The organism is Sphingobacteriaceae bacterium, assembly GCA_002319075.1.
Lineage (GTDB): Bacteria > Bacteroidota > Bacteroidia > B-17B0 > Aurantibacillaceae > Aurantibacillus.
Window position 1 is genome coordinate 1,582,508 of the sequence record NVQB01000001.1, and the last position, 17,172, is coordinate 1,599,679.

The following is a 17,172-nucleotide window of genomic DNA, read 5'->3' on the forward strand; positions in this document are numbered from 1 at the left end:
CTTATTTTCTTACACTGCTAGGAATATTTACAAGCCTGTCTTCAATGAATTGTGCGTTTTCAGATCCATGGTTAATACAGTGCTTGAACAGGGGTAAATTTGTCATCAATGTCCATACAGGTCGGGTCATTACACCGTTATCATTTGTGTAAGTTAAAAATTCGTCCCGTTCTTCTTTGTCCTTTAACAGCAGCGCATTTAGCCAATAATTCGAATAAGAATTTTCGGGTTCAGTAAAAAAAGTAGAGGACATAGTTTTAAATGCCTCCTTATATATAGCTGCTAACTCACGTTTATTAGTAACAAAATTATCAAGCTGCTCCATCTGTGCGCAAGCCAGGGCAGCATTCAGATTAGGCATCCTGTAATTGTAACCAATATTATCGTGTTTGAACTCCCAGCGATGCGGCACTTTAGATTGCGTGGTGAGATGTTTTGCCAGTTTTCCAAGAGACTCGTCATCAGTCACTATTACACCGCCACCACCACAGGTAATGGTTTTATTTCCGTTAAAACTGAAGGCTCCCAGAAGTCCTAAAGTTCCAGTGTGTTTTCCCTTGTATTTGCTTCCTATAGATTCCGCCGCGTCTTCAACAAGAGGAATAGAATAAGTGTTGCAAATTTCCATCAGCTCATCCAGCGCCACTGCATGTCCAAAAGTATGCATGGGAACACAAGCCGCCACGCGTTTACCACTGCGCTTATGAAAACAGCCCCCATTCTTTACTTCTGTTTCGTTCTGCAAAAAATCTTTTAAACTATCTGGCGATAATCCTAAAGTTGATTTGTCAATATCTACAAATACAGGCTCAGCGCCCAGGTAACTTATGGCGTTACAGGTAGCTATAAAAGAAAGAGGTTGTGTTATAACAAGTTCATCGCGTTTTACGCCTGCCAGTACGAGCGACATGTGCAGGGCTGCCGTTCCGTTTACAGCTGCAACAGCGTATTTAGCACCGGTGTACTCGCGGATCATCTCCTCAAATCTGTCCACGTATTTACCTACCGACGACACAAATGTTGAATCAATGGCGTCCGCTACATAAGCTTTATCATTCCCCCAAAATCTTGGTTCGTGCAAAGGAATAAAGTCCTGGCCGGGATAAAGCTCTTTAATTTTTTCTGTTATTTCTTTATACATTATAAATATCAGCTTTATAACGACTTAAATTTTCTGCTTGTTTAAACCAGGCAATGGTTTGGCTCAAGCCTTCGTCTAAAGACACCAGTTGTTTCCAATCGGTCAGCGCAAGAATTTTTTTATTATCTCCAAACAAACGCTCTACTTCACTTTTCTCAGGACGCAGGCGAACGTCGTCGCAAATTATTTTTGCTGCAGGATTTAGCTGGTTAATTAGTTTCTGCGCAAGGTCGCCAACCGTTATCTCCGAATTGGTGGCTATATTCACTTCTTCACCCAGAGTTTTTTCCGACTTTGCAATTTCTATAAATCCCCGCGCTGTGTCTTTCACAAACAAAAGATCACGGGTGGGATGAAGCGCGCCGAGTTTTATATCCGTAATACCACTTAATAACTGTGTTATAATAGTTGGAATTACCGCCCGGGCCGATTGCCGTGGTCCAAAAGTATTAAAAGGTCTTACAATGGTGACAGGTAAATTAAAGCTTCTGAAAAAAGAATCGGTTAAAAAATCAGCCCCTATTTTTGTCGCTGAATAAGGACTCTGCCCTTGTTTGGGATGTTTTTCATCTATGGGCACGTATAAGGCTGTGCCATACACTTCTGAAGTGGAAGTCACTAACACGCGTTCTATATTAAAATCCCTTGCTGCCTGCAAAATGTTTAAAGTGCCTTTAATATTTGTGTCCACATAACTGTCGGGCGAATGATAACTGTAAGGAATAGCTATCAGAGCAGCAAGATGAAAAACAACGTCTACTCCTTGCAAAGCCGTCCTCACTCCATTGGGATCACGAACATCGCCAGCAAAAATTTCTATACTTTTTAATTTTTCTTTTGGTAAAGTATCCAGCCAGCCCCAGGAATTAAAAGAGTTGTAATATACAAATGCCTTCACCGTGCAGCCTTCGTCTATCAAAGCTTCTACTAAGTGACTTCCAATAAAGCCATCTGCTCCTGTAACTAATACTTTTTTTGATTTTAAATTCATAAGTTTTATTCTATTTTTTATGAAGCGCAGCTGCTTTAAAATGCGCCGCAAATTGTCTTAAAAATACCGGAAATAATCTTGGTGCTTTCAAACCTGCACTTACAAAACTTCCAATCGCTGCAAAAGGACTTTCGTTTGTTTTATTTATAGCCATCAGGTAATAAGCATAATCGTCAGCGCTCTTCCAGTCACCTGCAGCTATAAAATCTGGTTTGCCTTGCTTACGGTTTCCGTAAAACTGTACAATCATTTCGTGTCCTACAAAAGCCTTCGGATTTCTATGCAGCGCCCCTACCGAGTTAGGATTTGCCCTGTAGTAATATAAAGCGTCCGGAATATTCGATACCTTAAAATGATCGAGTATCAAAGAAAACAAGTAAGTATCTTCAGAACCTATCCTGTCAAAATACTCATTGTAAATCCCCAATTTTTCTATAACCTGTTTCCGCAACATAAGGGCCGATCCTGTCATTACAATTTTATAGTGCAGAAAATCATTTCTTATCTGCTCGTCTTTTAAAGCATAGGTAGATTTAAAAAATTCTTTTCCATCAGCATCCACCTTCACGATGTTAGAACCTACACAAGCTACTTCTTTATTTTCATCCAGGAATTTTTTAAGCCTGGCAAGCCGCTCGCTATCTGCATAATCATCCGCGTCCTGGAAAGTGATGAGTTCGCCTTTGCAAACTTTAAAAAGTTTGTTAGAAGCTTTCAGGTAGCCCAGGTTTATTTCATTGTGGTAGGGTTTGATTCTTGGATCTGAAAATGTATCAATAATTTCCTTTGTCTTATCGGTAGAACAATCGTCGGCAACAAGCAACTCAAAGTTTTTATAGCTCTGATTAAGAATACTCTCAATGGCTTGCTTCACAAATTTTTCACAATTGTAAGCTGGCATTAGAATAGAAATAAGTATGTCTTCCATATTAGTTCTTTACTCTTGCTTTGAGCTGATATAAGCGAAGAAAAAAATAATTATAAAGTATGTGTGGATGAAAATAATAGGCCATCCTTTTTATTCCCGCAAAAGAAATTTTATTTCCTGGCGCTTTCTCTCCAATAACTTTTTTATAGATCTCCAGTTTTCGTTCTGTATCACTTAAAATCCATTGATTTGCTGCCTCGCCCATCTCCGCATATTTCTGAGGATTAGATCTGCAATCTACAAATGTTGCCGTAACTTCGTCTGCGTTTTTAGCGTCTACCATAGGATAAAGATCCAATCCCTTTGCTTTGTAAAACGCATCTCCTCTGTGATGGATCAATGGTTTTTTCATGGCCATAAATTCCATAATACTACTATAGCTGTACCATTCACGGTATCCAAGTTCTCCCACACACATATCGCTGAAATGAATGGCTACCATCAGGTCTTTCCGGTTCATTTTTTTAAACCACTTTACATTTTTTTCAATCCTGAGTTCTGAAATGAGCTGTTTCGATTTTTCCACGTCTCCGCCATATTCCATTAAAATCAGAAGCGAATCGTCTTCAAATGCAGAATTACTTTTTAAATAGTTCGCGAACCCATTTATCAGGTGATTATTGCCCTTGTCAATTTTAAATTCGCCCCGCATGCTCCAATCCTGCGAAATTTGCTGGAAGACAATAAACTTATACTTATTTCTGAGCTCAAGAAATTGTTCATAGTAAGACGAAGCGCGTGGATAGCTCGGTGTATACTGTTTGTAATATAAAAATGGCGGCGATGGAATGCGTCCTTTGTCGTTACCGCGAATCTGTGCAAAGGGTTTTTCATACACCTCATCACTCACGTCAAGACTAATCGTATGAGCATGTTTAATCCCCTTCTGTTGCGCCCGGCTAATAAGATTCGCGGGAATCTCCCAAAGCTGTGGTGGCTTGTTCCTGTAGCGAAAAAAAGGAAATTCATAAAGATCGCTGCCATGCGGAAAATAAAGATCGAGCTTCATGCCTGCTTTAAATAAGTGAGCAGGTGCTGTATCTGTGCCCATTAAATAATCGTATCCTGAAAATAAGTTTTTTATTTCGCGCACCGAAATATCTCTGAATGTGCTAAAATTCCAGCCTAGTTTTTTTATAGTGTATTTATCGGTGTTCTCAAAAGTATCTGCTTCCGGTAAAAAATGATCAAATTCTTCCAGTAGAAAAAAATGAACTTCATGGCCTTCGTCCAGCAGGTAGCGTCCTATCTGGAAGAGCATGTTATTCATATTTCCTATGCAGGCAATTTTCATAGTTTTACAAGTAACTGGGAGGTTCCTTCAAATCCATTGTTCATCAGAACATCTACTATGCTCAATCCTTTTACAAATTCTGATGTATTAAATTGTTTGTAAGAGGGCTGTGTAAAATTATTGTATATCACAGAAATCCCTTGTTCTGTGTAAAGCTCGTCTTTCTGGTATTCGCCCGCTCCCGCGCCACATAAATAGGCCGATGCGCTTCGTTTTTTTAAAAGATCTATAAGCAACTCGTTAGATGAAAACTGAGGGTCCATTTCCGAGCTGAAAAAAAGGGAAGTCTCAATCTTTAATTTTTCCATCACTTCTTTAATAAACCAACAGTTTTTTTGCGAGAGTTTATTTCCTTCCATCGCGAAATAAGTTTCGACTAAATAAAAAGTTTCTCTAAAAAAAGGTGCTTTTTTATAATTCTGCTCAACAGATTGTATAAATTTTTTAATTGCTTTTTCATCCATATTTATTTCCATAGTATTTATTGGAATAAATAATTCTTTTTCATCCTTTTTTAGCGAAACAGACATCCAGTGGTCTTTACCGCCAATAAGCATTTTAACGCGTCGGCACCAGAATTCGGGTGACTTTGGATTATTGGTCACATGATCAAGGATGATTAATTCATCAGCTTTATTTATCTTATTAAATAACCCGAGCCAGGGCATAAAATCGGGTTGGTGTATGGTAACTATTTTCGACACTATAGTTTATTAAGGTAAACCTGGTAGGTTTTCAGATCGGTTTCATTTAATGCTTTAGCATAAATGTGCATACTGTCCTGGCCATTTGTTTTAATGATCAGCTTGCGGTTCTGTGGTTCAATCAGCAAGGCGGCCTTAACCGCCTCTATTAGTTGATAAGAATAACCTTGTCCGCGAAAATCTTTATGGATTACGAATTCTTCCATCTCATAGCCAAATCCTAAATAACGGGGCATGTAAAATTTATTAAGTGATACAAACCCAATTCGTTCTCCCTCATTCTCATCATTGCAAAGCACCATAAACATGAAGAAATCACTTTGAAGAGACTCCCCGTAATACACTTTAAATTGTTCTTCCGAATACTGAACAGGGTGACGCAGTTCTTCCAGCGCGTTATAAATCCAACTGCAATCGTTTAGTTCTGCTTTACGCAAATGCATCGCTCATATTTTTAACAATTCTATTAATCTCTTCGTCTGACAGGTCTTCAAAAAAAGGGACACAAAAAGCACTCTTAATTAAAACATTCGCGTTCTTAAACTCTTTTTTAAACTCAGCCGGACAAACCCATTCATAAAACAAACTCAGGGAAATGTCATTTTTCTTAAATACCTCTAAAGCTTTCTCACGCGAGGATTCTTTTTTAAAAACAACCACGTAACGGTGCGGCAACTTACTGCGATCGTTTTCAAGAACTGTGACTTCAGTTTTACTTGTTAGCGAACTTGAATACTTATTTTTTACAGTTTGGAGTTTTTCAATTATACTCCCTGTTCTTTTTAAATTAGAAAGTAGTACCGCGGCATTCATGTTCAGCATTCTGAAATTGTACCGCTCATTTTCTTCAAAGTGTGTCTGGTCGTTATAATACACAAAAGACCTCGCTTTTTCTGCAAGTTCTTTACTCGAAGTAACAACAGCGCCTCCATCAATGCCATTTATCCCTTTGGTGGGGTAAAAAGATAAAACCTGTATATCGGCCTCCGACGAATAATTTAACGAAGAAAAAAAAGACTGGCAGGCGTCTTCGATCACAACCAGTCCCAATTCCTTTTTCAGATACCTTGTGTCTGAAATATTTCCAGCGTAGTTCGGAGAAATTATATATTTTATATGTTGTTCTTTTACTAAAGCACTTACATGTTCAAGGTCACAGTTGCCATCTTGTAAATTCACATCACAAAACACCGCCGTATTTCCGCTTGCCACAATGGCATTCCCAATAGCAAAACAAGTGCTTAAGCAAGGGGTAATAATTTTCTGTCCTTTAATACCAAGTGCTTTGATGGCGATAAACAGGGCAGAATACCCATTGGAACTGAGTACAACTTCTTTATTGTGAAACAATTTACGGAGTTCTTTTTCTGCCTCCGAAATATATTCGCCCACAGCCCAATGCCCTTTTTGCTGAACTGCGCTTATGGCCTCAAGTTCACCGGCATGGGCATGTAATCTGAAATAAGGAATCATTTATTTTTCGTTCTCGTAAAAATGATCGTCAAAATAAGTATCCGGATGTATCAGTACATGCAGAAGTGAATGCCCTTCTTTAGCATGCTCTGCAAAATTCCGGCGATCGTCCTGAACGAGTTTTCCTTTATTGTAACATTTCCAGCGGGTCCATTCACTATCACTTACATAAAAGGATTCCTGGAATAAATTGTATTCCGGCTGGTGATCATAGCCTTCGTATAACAAACCAAAATCAGAAGGTTTTTTATCTTTCCAGAAATCGAGATTGTTTAAACCCGTCATTCCGCCATGGCTGGCAACACCTTTTACTTCAATATTAAACATGCGGTTAATCACATCAATATCTCTGCGCAGACAATCAGCAGCGTCTTCATTCCAGATCACCGATTGATCTACAATTTCTGAATGATACCCTAATTCATGACCACTTTCGATCAGGTATTTTATAATTTTATAATTTTCAAAAGAAAAAGGGTTGTACTCAGGGGCATGAAGGCGAAGGAAAAAACTGGCTTTGATGTTTAACTTATTAAATATATCAATAAGTCTTTTCGTTTTTTTTACAGAAAGATCAATATCAACACGATTTACTAGTAATTTCCTACCATTAATATTATTTTTCAATTTAGTAAATTCCGCACAAGTAATTACATCGTAGCCACTTTCTAAAGCCTCTTGATAGTGCTGTTCAAGATTTTTATAAGTAAAAATAAAATTATTTTCCATTTTTATTTAGCAACTTTCTCTTCTTTCATTACGCAAAACTTGTCATAGAAACTTCTATTGACATATCCTTTTTTATAAAGAATAAAAAACAACCAACGTAGTCGTTCGAAAGTTTTTTTATACGTTGGATAATCGGTGTAATGTTTTTTAGGCATAGTCCAAATGTTTTGCCACTCAACTTCAGTAAAACCACAACGCGTCCTGATTTCATCCTCAATGCTTTTATCAACAGGCTTAGGGATAGCCAATTCCAAAATAGCATCTTCCTTCTTCTTTTGACCGGACCGCACGAGACCTGAGAACTCACACATTCTTAAATCAATGCCAAACTTTTTAGGCAGGAAATAATTATTAGCAAAATACGCGGTTCGGTTTTCCATATGATGCCCGCCATACCATTGCCATCCATATGTATCCGCCAGAAACTTTTTTGTAGCTTCTTTATTATATTCGAGATAGTATAAAGGACGAAATTTTTTTATTTTTTTTACAACCATCCAATAAATCCATTTATGCAAATACATTAGAGGAATCGTTTTAATTTTATATTTTTCTCCAAATTGCTTGTGAATGCTTTTTATATATTTGGCATCCATATAAACCCAACCCGGAGGCGTTATTCCCTCAGTTCTGAAAGAGTGTCCCTCCCATATATGTTGAACATTATACTTGGAGCAAGCGATATACAGCATCGCTGCAAAACCAAGATCAGTAGGTATGTCAATTTCAGGTACAGATGCCTTAAAAAAAGACTTCATTACCGCTTGATACTCTTTGTTGTCAACAACATGTGTATATAAGTCTATATCAAGTTTTGAAGTCATAACCTGAATATTCTCAACCGCTATTTTCGAATTGAATGTGTTGTCATAGTGTGCTGCCAATACTCTTAGACCATATACATTTTTGGCTAGGTGTAACATATAGGAAGAATCACAACCCCCGCTCATTCCAATTATTACGTCATACTTTTTTCCTTTACCGTCAATTTTCATTTGAGCAACATAGTCGTCAATGATTTTTTTTCCTTTAGAGTCGGTGGGATATTGAGCGTCCATCTCATCAAATTGCTTGCAATAATTGCACATCCCTTGCTCATCAAAAGTTATTTTTGGAATACTTGAATCATACAAGCAGCGTTTACATTTTACTATTGAAGTATTAGTCATTTATTTTTTGCTTGGTTAAATATTATCCTTGTCCGCCTTTATATAGCCGTTGCTCAGTAGGTAAATAAAATTCCTCTATAGAAGAGGGAACCCTTACATTATAACCTACCAAACGCTTAAGTTTTTCACTAAATTTTCCGATCATCTCAGAAGGCAGTGCTTTCACGATATCAATTTGCTGCTTAATGAAGGAACGAGTATAGACAATTGCTATGCCTCTTCTAGGATTAGTAGAAATATTAAATCCACCAGCATGCCATAGAGAAGAATCAAAAATCATTACTGTGCCAGCTTTACCGACTATTTGTTTACCATTTGAGAAAAACATTTCTTCTGAAGGCTGATCAGGCGAGTTATGGCTTCCTGGTAATATCCAAGTGCCTCCGGTTTCCTCTGTGAAATCGTCAACAAAATAAAGTAGTTGAATCGCAAGTTTGTATTCTGGAGAATGCCTTGGAGAATCCTTATGTATGTTGCCTACTACATTTTTCTTATTAGGCATTAATCTTACCGCACTATAATTATTAATTATGCAAGTATCTGATAAAATTAAATCTATAAATGCTTGTGCACTAGATTTCTCAATTAGTTCCTCAAACGCACTGTGTCGTCCTAATAGCAGTCTGGAAACGTCGGAAACGTTGGCATTACTTTTATACTTTCCTGAGTTCAAAGCTTTCTCGTCCTGATCAAATGAAAGGTCAATGGCCGATCTAAGTTCGGCCAATAATTTTGCATCAATAACATTCTCAATTAGAAAATATCCATTCACTTTCATACTATATAAAAACTTATCTTCTAAAGATTGTTCTTGTTTTGTTTTCTCTTGATAATTATCCATAATATTTTAGAGTTATTTTAACCATAAGTGAAAAGTTACTTCTTCATATACTGAAAAGAAAGAAGCCTTTGCGTGAAGCTTTGCAGAAATATGATTTTTTGTTGAATATCCAGAATCTATATATTCCCCCCCAAGGTTCTTAATAATTGCCAATGTGCCATTAAATAATTTCTCTCCCAGTCCAAGACCTCTGTACGAAGAATCTAACGCTAACAATCGTAATCTCCCGTATTTGAATCCAGTAAAATCTTCCAATTCCTCGTCCATTTTAAATACAAATAGACCTGCAACTTTTTGGTCGCTCTCAATAATAGCTATATGCTCTTTATTTCGGATTGTGGTTTCAATCCACTTTGGATACATGGCATCGATAACTTTTTTATCAAAGCGATCATCACAATAATAATGTCCTCTCTGGTATTGAAAGTTTTCAGCTATTCGTTTAATTTCATTGACATCATCCGGTTTCATCAACCTTACCTCCGAAACAAAATCTTTATCTTTTGTTGCACTTATAGGCCATATAACATTGTCATAATAGCGAAAACCTTTATCTTCCATACTATGAAGCGATGAAATATCATCTCCATTAACTCTCGAACTAACAAAAGTTACCCCTTCACCTTTTAAATAATTTAGAGCGTCTTTTATTATTGCACCCAACTTTACTGCTCCAGTAGTTTTTTCATTGGGATTGGTGAAAATTTGAAGATTTGCCATTTTAAATCCAAAATGTTCTTCGTCCCATTTTGATAATCTTACTCCTACAATATAGGGACCGGAAGCCGTAAATTCATAAAAAAAAGCCCAATCTCCTTGATTGGCGCTTATTAGTTTTTTTATGCGATGCAGAAAATATGAACTTGCAGAAAACCCTTCATTATATCTGTATTTTGAATACTGATCGTATTGAATAATATATAGATTTTCCGAAATACTTTTTATTAACTCCTCCTTTAAATTATTTAGGGCAGGTTCGTTTCTTTGTAAAAAAAAACCTGAAGAGGGATGTGAAATAAAATCGGCCTTTTCCATTAATTTATTTTAAGTTTTGTTTCATCCACTCGGCCGTTCTTAAAACACCTTCTTCAAGATCAACCTTTGCCTTAAAATCAAGAACTTCTTTGGTTTTTTCAACGCTTGGAATTCTGATAGCTATATCTGCAGATAGAGGGGCATCGTGAATAATTTTTGAATCAGATTTTAATACCCGGCAAACCAATTGCGCTAAACCTAAAATAGTAATTACAGCTCTGGCATTTCCAATATTGAAACTCTCGCCGATGGCTTTTGGATTTTCAACACAACGGATAAGACAATCAACAAAATCATCTACGAAACACCAGGCCCTGATTTGTGAACCATCTCCGTCGATGTGGATGTCTTCATTTTTTAGTGCCTTCTTAATGAAAATTTGTATCGCGCCTTCTCCTGTTTGTCCTGGGCCATATACGTTAAAAGGTCTTACAGTTACTACTGGCAATTTAAATTGTTTAAAATAAGCGTGGGCCAAATGCTCGCCAGCTAACTTGCTAACAGCATAAGTCCAGCGAGCTTCACCAGCGCTACCTGCGACAGTTGAGTCTGTTTCAGAAGATTTGAACGCCATAGAACCAAATACTTCGGAAGTAGAAAAATCAATGAAACGTTCTTTTATTCCATTTGCTTGTGCTGCTTCGAGCGCATTAGCTGTACCTATCATGTTTACCTGCATAGTACGCACAGGATTTTTGATAACCGTGTCGATGCCTGCAATACCAGCCGCATGAATCACAATGTCACTTCCTTTCATAGCTGCTGTTAAAGCCGCTGGATCCAAAACATCACCTTTCACAATTGAAAGATTTGGATGTTTGGAAACGTCACTGTTTGTCAAAGTATCTCGGTGAAAGTTATCATAAACGACAATCTTATTATCATTTATGTAATGCTTTATGAGTGTATTAGCTATAAAGCCTGCACCACCGGTAATAAAAATTGTTTTGTTTTTGATCATGATATTATATTATTTAAGGTTGTTGTTATATAGTTGATTTGTTCTTTTGTTACTAAATCATAGATAGGAAGTGCAAGGCCCTTCTGATAAGCTCTTAATGCGTTCGGAAACAGATTTTTACAATCTAAGTTATATTTATCCTTATAAACATTCATAAAAGGAATGCACTGTGCTCCATAATTTACGCCAATATTTTTGTCCTTTAACTTGTTGATTAAATCGTCGCGATCAATGGTTTCATCCACAACTACGTGAAAAGTTTGCCATGTATGCTTTGTATAATCAGGTATAAAAGGTAATGCTATTTTTTGTGACTTGATTTCGGAAAAATAGATATCTGCGAGTTCATTTTTATAGTCGATACTAGTTTGCAGGCGGTCCATCTGAGAATAAACAAGAGCAGCCTGAAAGTCAGTCATACGGTAATTAAAACCAAATTCAGAAAATTCCATTTTACCATCAATGATTTCTGTCCCGTGATTCCTAAGAATTTTTATTTTTTTATCAAGCTCTTCGTTACTTGTAATCAATACTCCACCTTCACCACTGCTAATTGCCTTACGAGGATGAAGTGAGAAAGAGCCAAATTCGCCAAAAGAACCAACGTGCTTGTTTTTATATAAAGCTCCTAAAGCACATGCAGCGTCTTCGATAACGTATAACTTGTGTTTCTTTGCAATGTTCATTACTGCATCCATATCACAAGCAAGGCCAAATTCGTGAACTGGCATAATTGCTTTTGTTCGGGAAGTTATCGCGTCTTCTATTTTTGTAGTGTCAATATTAAAAGTTTTTAAATCTATATCCACAAAAACTGGTTTTGCTCCCACCAGCTCAACTACATTGGCCGTTGCAACATAAGAAAAGGCAGGCACGATAACTTCATCCCCTTCCTTGATATCTAAACTTCTTAATGCAAGGTGAAGGGTTGCGGTACCATTACTAAGTGCGCTGGCATATTTCGTTCCGCTCAGTTTTATAAAACTTTTTTCAAGTTCAGCTGCATACTTTCCTTGTACTAGCATTCCGCTCCTTAGTACCTCAACAACAAGATCGATATCTTTTTCGATGATATTTGGTTTTGCTAAAGGAATAAAATTCATATTTATAGTTTTATTTTATTTTTTTTAAGTTCCATTTTGAATTAGCACGAACATACCCCAATTTGAAATCATAAACGTGTCCTTTCGAATCATCAGCTGGAATGCTTAGTACTTCTATCGGTAAACAATTCTCAACATATTCAAGCGTAAAGCCGTCTGCTCTATGTATACCAAAAGTCAAATAATAATTACCTGGCTGAAGGTCGTTTTGTAATTCTAGTGACAAAATACTGGTTCCTTCTTCCACTTTATGAAATTGATCATTATATTGATTCATAGAGTGAATAATCTCAATTCCATCAGCAGTAATAATCCTGCAATCTAAAAGCGCTTTATCTATGGTTTCTTTACATTCAATTTCCAGATTTACTTTTATGGACTCTTTAAAGAAAATACGATTACTTCCAGCTGCTTTATTATCTAAAATTACTTTTGAAAATTTTACTATGCCTGAACCTATAGTTCTGTACTCGGCTAAATTTATATCTGATGCTGAACTGTGACGCAAGCCTACCATATATTGCTGCACAGTATCCTGCATAGACCCCTGATATTGAATGGTGCCACGCTGCATTAAAATGCCTTTGGTACAAAGGGCTTTCATCGAGGCCATATTATGACTTACAAATAAAACCGTTCTCCCATGACCAGCCACATCTTTCATTTTACCTAAGCATTTTTCCTGGAACTCCTGATCACCCACCGCTAAAACCTCATCAATAACTAATATATCTGTCTCAAGATGAGCGGCAACAGCGAAAGCTAAACGTACATACATTCCACTACTGTAGCGCTTAACGGGGGTATTGATGTATTTTGACACTCCACTAAAATCGATTATCGCGTCAAGTTGTTGCTTTATTTCATGACGTTTCATGCCAAGAATTGCACCATTCAGGTAAATATTTTCTATACCAGTAAGATCTGGATGAAAACCAGTACCTACTTCTAACAACGAGGCAAGACGTCCCTTATATTTAAGAACGCCGGTGCTAGGTTCAGTCACTTTAGAAAGTATTTTTAACAGCGTAGATTTTCCAGCACCATTTTTTCCAATAATACCTAAAACTTCGCCCTTATTAACGGAGAAATTTATATCCTTAAGCGCCCAAACGTAATCCGATGCTGAACTTTCATTAGAGTCTCTCTTATTTTCGACGCCTAATTTTAAAGTTGGATCTTCTTTTCCCTTCATACGGGCAACGAGTCTTTTAACATCGTCACTTAATGTCCCCATGCCCACAACTCCCAGCTTGTAGAGCTTACTTATGTTATCCGCAATAATTACTTCGTTACTCATTTTAGTATCTATTAAACTGTATCCATAAATCTTTTTTCAACCTTATGGAATACTTTGATGCCAACAAAAAGACTTGCCAATACAAATAAGACATCATAACAAATTAATTTCCAGGAAAAAAAACTAGATGGAGCAAATCCTTTTTTTGCCAATTCTATCCAACCAGTAATTGGATTTAATTCTAACAAGAGGTAAAATTTACTATCGTGTGGAATTTGACTTAAGGGATATATTACCGGAGAAGCAAACATTAGAAGTTGCAATCCAAAAGAAACAAGCATTGTTAAATCCCTGTACTTCGTGGTTAAAGAAGAAATAATAAGACCAAACGATAAACCAAGAAGAGAGAGCATCAAAAAACAAGGTAAAAGAAAGAGCGCATTAATATTAATTAAACAAGGTATATCAAGGATAAAAATTCCATATAGATAAACAACAACAAACAAAAGACATTGAAACATCAATTTATAAGAGTTAGATATAATAACACTTACAGGAACTGTAAGTCTAGGAAAGTAAACCTTTCCAAAAACAGATGAGTTTGCGGTAAATGTTGAAGCTGTTTTATTAAAAGCATCCGAGAAAAATATCCATAGCGAATTCCCCAAAAGATAAAAACCAAACGAAGATAATCCAGCAGGAGTTTTTATTTGAGCAATTGATCCCAAAAAAACTAATACAAGTGAAGTAACAATAGGCTGTAAGATAAGCCACATAGGACCTAGAATGGTCTGCTGATAGGTTGCTTTAATGTCTCTTTTTACAAAAAGAATAATAAGATCTTTATAATCGTATAATTCTGAAAAGATTTTTTTCATCTTAACAGAACTGTTATTTTCCAGCGTATTCCAGCTTGCGTTACTTTCCATCATTAATTATCAATAATTACATCTTCCCTTTTCGGAAAATTAATCAGTACTCCCATTCCCTTTTTACTGTAAACAGCCATGCTTCCTATAGCAGCAGCATTGGCATTAGTAGTGTAAAGAACTTTTTTTAAATCTTCAAGACTTCCACACCCGCCACAAGCTATTACAGGCACCTCGACACTATTTAATAACTGTGAAGTTATTTCATTGTCATAACCTTCCCAAGTGCCGTCTCTGTCAACGCTATAAAGCATAAGCTCCCCTACGCCAACATCTTTGGCTAAGTAGCTAGCGTACTCTAATAATGTGAATTTAATTTTGTGCCCTATGTAGGAATAAGGCGCTTTTGGTCCAAAAACAGGCTTCTTGTAATCGATACATGCTACAACTGCTTGCGAACCATAATTATCTATCACTTTTTTAATTACCTGTAAATCTTCCTGCAACAACGAATTAACGACAACTTTCTCAACACCTATTTTATATAATCTTGCGAAATCTTCATACGTTTTTACACCTCCACCATAGGCAAAGGGCATAAAAGCTTCGCTTGCCATATCTGCTATTTTTTGAAAATCAGGTTTTCTTTTTTGCTTGCTTGCATTAATGTCAAGAACTATTAGTTCGTCAACTTCTTTATCGTTATAAATCTTGATTGCGTTAATGGGATCTCCAATATAAGAGGGGTTTTTAAATTTTACCGTCTTTACAAGTCCATTCCCATCGTAAAGTAAACAAGGTATAATTCTTTTTAGTGCCATTAGATTTTTGAAAAATTATCCAGAAGCTTCATTCCAAATTTCAAGCTTTTTTCAGGATGAAATTGAGCGCCGTAAATGTTATCCTTGTTCACCATGCAAGTAAAATCAACACCAAAATTACTTGTGGCAAGTGATTGAGATGTATCAAAGCACTTCACATGATAAGAATGTACAAAATAAAATCTGTTTCTGGAATCCATATCAATCAGTGGATTAGAACGATTTACAGTAATGTAGTTCCAACCCATGTGTGGAATTTTCAATTTTAATGAAGGATCCAGTTCAAATTTAATTGTTTCGGCATCTATCCAGCCTAATCCCTGTTTAACACCTTCTTCACTTCTTTTGGTAAGCATCTGCATGCCTAAACATATTCCTAGTACTGGTGTTTTTTCCGCTAATACTTTGCGGTTAAGAATCTCTATTAGTCCTGAATTTTCTAAATTTCCCATTCCCGCGTCAAATGAGCCTACACCGGGTAATAATAATTTTGTTGCTTGAGAAATTGTCTCTTTATCTCCCGAAATTTTAACGTCATTGACACCTATCTTTTTAAACATATTTAAGACAGATGCGAGATTTCCTATACCGTAATCAACTATAACAATCATTTTAAATGCTTAACAACAATTCCTTAGGCAATTTCACGCGAATGCATTGCCCTATACTTTCCAATAAAACTTCTATATGACGGTCTTCTTTATTTTCCACCACGTACCCTTCAATATTTTTTAATGCACCCGAAGTAATTTTCACCTTATCACCCTCCTTATAGCTTTTTGCAATAGCACTTGCTTCGAGCTGGTAACCCAAATCTACCAATTGCTTTAACCTGTCAATTTCGACTTCACGAATCCTTGCGATCTTCCCTTCACTTCGCACAAAATTTACTACTCCCCTGGTTTGCATTACTAAATCATTCTCGCCGGCCCCGATCTTTACAAAAACATACCCATTCATCAAAGGAAGTTCTACCATTTTTTTCCGGTCGCTCCATTGTTTCATCGTTTTAATAATAGGCACGTAGGCCTCAATACTTCTTGCCTGCAAAGTTTCTGCGATCTTCTTCTCAGCACGTGAGTTAACATATAGCGCGTGCCAAAACTTTTCCATTAACTTTAAAACTTATTAATTCTCCCGGTAACTATCAACTATTAACTTTCTCTCACAGCTTCGCCTCCTCAGTCCCATATACTAAGTGTGTGTTTTTATTTTCAGGCCCTTATATACTCAGTGGCTCTAAGTGTGCCAGGTGCCTTACCGGTTATTTACTCCAAATCAGCAAAGGATGCATGCCGGGCTCTTTTATTTTCCCCAATTCAAATTCAGTTGAACCATAATGCACATACCTTATTTTTTTATTGATCTTCTTCTCTGCTTTTTCAATCTGTTCGATCAGGAATGTTTTATTCAGGTTGTCGCCAACAAGCACAAGGTCAATAATTTCCGTGCTTTGCCCTTTTGACATTTTTCCTACCAGGTAAACCTTTTCAAGATCTCCAATGCGTTCTAATACATAATCCACTACATATTCCAGACCCGTCATTTTCATGATGATACGATTAATGTCAGGAAACAGCGGGTGTTTTGTATTTACAGAAAAGATTTTTTTATTGCCTTCGCTGTTAGAATCAAGAAAACCAGCTTTCTCAAATTTATTAAGCTCTAAACGAATGGCATTGGTCGACTCACCGAACTCTTCCTCAAGATTTCGTAGGTAAGCAGTATTTTTGCTGTTCAAAAAGAACTTAAGCAAAAGCTTGATCCGGGTTTTTGAGGATATGAGGGTTTCTATCATCTTTGAGTAATAAAAGTACTCAATTTATAGTAACAAATATCAGGAAATATTCGAAAATATACAAAAAATTGGGGT

General features: G+C 36.6%; 19 protein-coding genes. All 19 read right to left on the reverse strand.

What is annotated here, in order from left to right:
- Position 1: 1 nt before the first annotated feature.
- The 19 genes from CNR22_07020 to CNR22_07110 all read right to left on the reverse strand — a co-directional run bounded on the left by CNR22_07020 (position 2) and on the right by CNR22_07110 (position 17,097).
- Entirely contained in the window at positions 2-1,141 is a 1,140-nt protein-coding gene (locus tag CNR22_07020; protein PBQ31526.1) for an aminotransferase DegT, read from the reverse strand.
- Positions 1,134-2,132, reverse strand: a complete 999-nt coding sequence (locus tag CNR22_07025) for an NAD-dependent dehydratase (GenBank protein ID PBQ31527.1) — start codon at positions 2,130-2,132, stop codon at positions 1,134-1,136. The genes CNR22_07020 and CNR22_07025 overlap by 8 nt, the downstream gene beginning before the upstream one ends.
- Before the next feature lie 10 nt (positions 2,133-2,142).
- Positions 2,143-3,060: a hypothetical protein gene (locus CNR22_07030; protein PBQ31528.1), complete on the reverse strand. Its 918-nt coding sequence runs from the start codon at positions 3,058-3,060 to the stop codon at positions 2,143-2,145.
- Position 3,061: 1 nt separating this feature from the next.
- A complete protein-coding gene (locus CNR22_07035; protein ID PBQ31529.1) occupies positions 3,062-4,354 on the reverse strand; it encodes a hypothetical protein in 1,293 nt (430 codons plus the stop codon).
- On the reverse strand, positions 4,351-5,058 hold the full coding sequence (locus CNR22_07040) for a hypothetical protein (protein ID PBQ31530.1): 708 nt from the start codon (positions 5,056-5,058) through the stop codon (positions 4,351-4,353). Before CNR22_07040 ends, CNR22_07035 begins: the two co-directional genes overlap by 4 nt.
- Entirely contained in the window at positions 5,058-5,501 is a 444-nt protein-coding gene (locus CNR22_07045; GenBank protein ID PBQ31531.1) for a hypothetical protein, read from the reverse strand. Before CNR22_07045 ends, CNR22_07040 begins: the two co-directional genes overlap by 1 nt.
- Positions 5,488-6,531, reverse strand: a complete 1,044-nt coding sequence (locus CNR22_07050; protein ID PBQ31532.1) for a hypothetical protein — start codon at positions 6,529-6,531, stop codon at positions 5,488-5,490. Before CNR22_07050 ends, CNR22_07045 begins: the two co-directional genes overlap by 14 nt.
- Entirely contained in the window at positions 6,532-7,260 is a 729-nt protein-coding gene (locus CNR22_07055; protein PBQ31533.1) for a hypothetical protein, read from the reverse strand. It abuts the gene before it with no gap.
- 2 nt (positions 7,261-7,262) lie between these two features.
- A complete protein-coding gene (locus tag CNR22_07060; GenBank protein ID PBQ31534.1) occupies positions 7,263-8,429 on the reverse strand; it encodes an LPS biosynthesis protein in 1,167 nt (388 codons plus the stop codon).
- Positions 8,430-8,451: 22 nt separating this feature from the next.
- Entirely contained in the window at positions 8,452-9,270 is an 819-nt protein-coding gene (locus CNR22_07065; GenBank protein PBQ31535.1) for a hypothetical protein, read from the reverse strand.
- 12 nt (positions 9,271-9,282) lie between these two features.
- Positions 9,283-10,305: a hypothetical protein gene (locus tag CNR22_07070; GenBank protein PBQ31536.1), complete on the reverse strand. Its 1,023-nt coding sequence runs from the start codon at positions 10,303-10,305 to the stop codon at positions 9,283-9,285.
- Between the two features lie 4 nt (positions 10,306-10,309).
- Positions 10,310-11,266, reverse strand: a complete 957-nt coding sequence (locus tag CNR22_07075) for an epimerase (GenBank protein ID PBQ31537.1) — start codon at positions 11,264-11,266, stop codon at positions 10,310-10,312.
- Positions 11,263-12,369 carry a glutamine--scyllo-inositol aminotransferase gene (locus tag CNR22_07080; GenBank protein PBQ31538.1) on the reverse strand — a complete coding sequence of 369 codons (1,107 nt, stop codon included), beginning with the start codon at positions 12,367-12,369 and terminating at the stop codon, positions 11,263-11,265. The genes CNR22_07075 and CNR22_07080 overlap by 4 nt, the downstream gene beginning before the upstream one ends.
- A 10-nt stretch (positions 12,370-12,379) precedes the next feature.
- Positions 12,380-13,669, reverse strand: coding sequence for an ABC transporter ATP-binding protein (locus CNR22_07085; protein ID PBQ31539.1), 1,290 nt, complete (start codon positions 13,667-13,669; stop codon positions 12,380-12,382).
- Between the two features lie 11 nt (positions 13,670-13,680).
- A complete protein-coding gene (locus CNR22_07090) occupies positions 13,681-14,541 on the reverse strand; it encodes an ABC transporter permease (protein PBQ31540.1) in 861 nt (286 codons plus the stop codon).
- Entirely contained in the window at positions 14,541-15,299 is a 759-nt protein-coding gene (locus CNR22_07095; GenBank protein ID PBQ31541.1) for an imidazole glycerol phosphate synthase subunit HisF, read from the reverse strand. Before CNR22_07095 ends, CNR22_07090 begins: the two co-directional genes overlap by 1 nt.
- On the reverse strand, positions 15,299-15,910 hold the full coding sequence (gene hisH, locus CNR22_07100; GenBank protein ID PBQ31542.1) for an imidazole glycerol phosphate synthase subunit HisH: 612 nt from the start codon (positions 15,908-15,910) through the stop codon (positions 15,299-15,301). The genes CNR22_07095 and hisH overlap by 1 nt, the downstream gene beginning before the upstream one ends.
- A gap of 1 nt (position 15,911) precedes the next feature.
- Positions 15,912-16,412: an antitermination protein NusG gene (locus tag CNR22_07105; GenBank protein PBQ31543.1), complete on the reverse strand. Its 501-nt coding sequence runs from the start codon at positions 16,410-16,412 to the stop codon at positions 15,912-15,914.
- Positions 16,413-16,563: 151 nt separating this feature from the next.
- Positions 16,564-17,097, reverse strand: a complete 534-nt coding sequence (locus CNR22_07110) for a transcriptional regulator (protein ID PBQ31544.1) — start codon at positions 17,095-17,097, stop codon at positions 16,564-16,566.
- Positions 17,098-17,172: the final 75 nt, after the last annotated feature.

What these genes read in the sequence shown, in the direction of transcription:
- CNR22_07020 (PBQ31526.1), bottom strand. Translation starts at nt 1,141, where the DNA reads ATGTATAAAGAAATAACAGAAAAAATTAAAGAGCTTTATCCCGGCCAG.
- CNR22_07025 (PBQ31527.1), bottom strand. Translation starts at nt 2,132, where the DNA reads ATGAATTTAAAATCAAAAAAAGTATTAGTTACAGGAGCAGATGGCTTT.
- CNR22_07030 (PBQ31528.1), bottom strand. Translation starts at nt 3,060, where the DNA reads ATGGAAGACATACTTATTTCTATTCTAATGCCAGCTTACAATTGTGAA.
- CNR22_07035 (PBQ31529.1), bottom strand. Translation starts at nt 4,354, where the DNA reads ATGAAAATTGCCTGCATAGGAAATATGAATAACATGCTCTTCCAGATA.
- CNR22_07045 (PBQ31531.1), bottom strand. Translation starts at nt 5,501, where the DNA reads ATGCATTTGCGTAAAGCAGAACTAAACGATTGCAGTTGGATTTATAAC.
- CNR22_07050 (PBQ31532.1), bottom strand. Translation starts at nt 6,531, where the DNA reads ATGATTCCTTATTTCAGATTACATGCCCATGCCGGTGAACTTGAGGCC.
- CNR22_07055 (PBQ31533.1), bottom strand. Translation starts at nt 7,260, where the DNA reads ATGGAAAATAATTTTATTTTTACTTATAAAAATCTTGAACAGCACTAT.
- CNR22_07060 (PBQ31534.1), bottom strand. Translation starts at nt 8,429, where the DNA reads ATGACTAATACTTCAATAGTAAAATGTAAACGCTGCTTGTATGATTCA.
- CNR22_07065 (PBQ31535.1), bottom strand. Translation starts at nt 9,270, where the DNA reads ATGGATAATTATCAAGAGAAAACAAAACAAGAACAATCTTTAGAAGAT.
- CNR22_07070 (PBQ31536.1), bottom strand. Translation starts at nt 10,305, where the DNA reads ATGGAAAAGGCCGATTTTATTTCACATCCCTCTTCAGGTTTTTTTTTA.
- CNR22_07075 (PBQ31537.1), bottom strand. Translation starts at nt 11,266, where the DNA reads ATGATCAAAAACAAAACAATTTTTATTACCGGTGGTGCAGGCTTTATA.
- CNR22_07080 (PBQ31538.1), bottom strand. Translation starts at nt 12,369, where the DNA reads ATGAATTTTATTCCTTTAGCAAAACCAAATATCATCGAAAAAGATATC.
- CNR22_07085 (PBQ31539.1), bottom strand. Translation starts at nt 13,669, where the DNA reads ATGAGTAACGAAGTAATTATTGCGGATAACATAAGTAAGCTCTACAAG.
- CNR22_07090 (PBQ31540.1), bottom strand. Translation starts at nt 14,541, where the DNA reads ATGATGGAAAGTAACGCAAGCTGGAATACGCTGGAAAATAACAGTTCT.
- CNR22_07095 (PBQ31541.1), bottom strand. Translation starts at nt 15,299, where the DNA reads ATGGCACTAAAAAGAATTATACCTTGTTTACTTTACGATGGGAATGGA.
- hisH (PBQ31542.1), bottom strand. Translation starts at nt 15,910, where the DNA reads ATGATTGTTATAGTTGATTACGGTATAGGAAATCTCGCATCTGTCTTA.
- CNR22_07105 (PBQ31543.1), bottom strand. Translation starts at nt 16,412, where the DNA reads ATGGAAAAGTTTTGGCACGCGCTATATGTTAACTCACGTGCTGAGAAG.
- CNR22_07110 (PBQ31544.1), bottom strand. Translation starts at nt 17,097, where the DNA reads ATGATAGAAACCCTCATATCCTCAAAAACCCGGATCAAGCTTTTGCTT.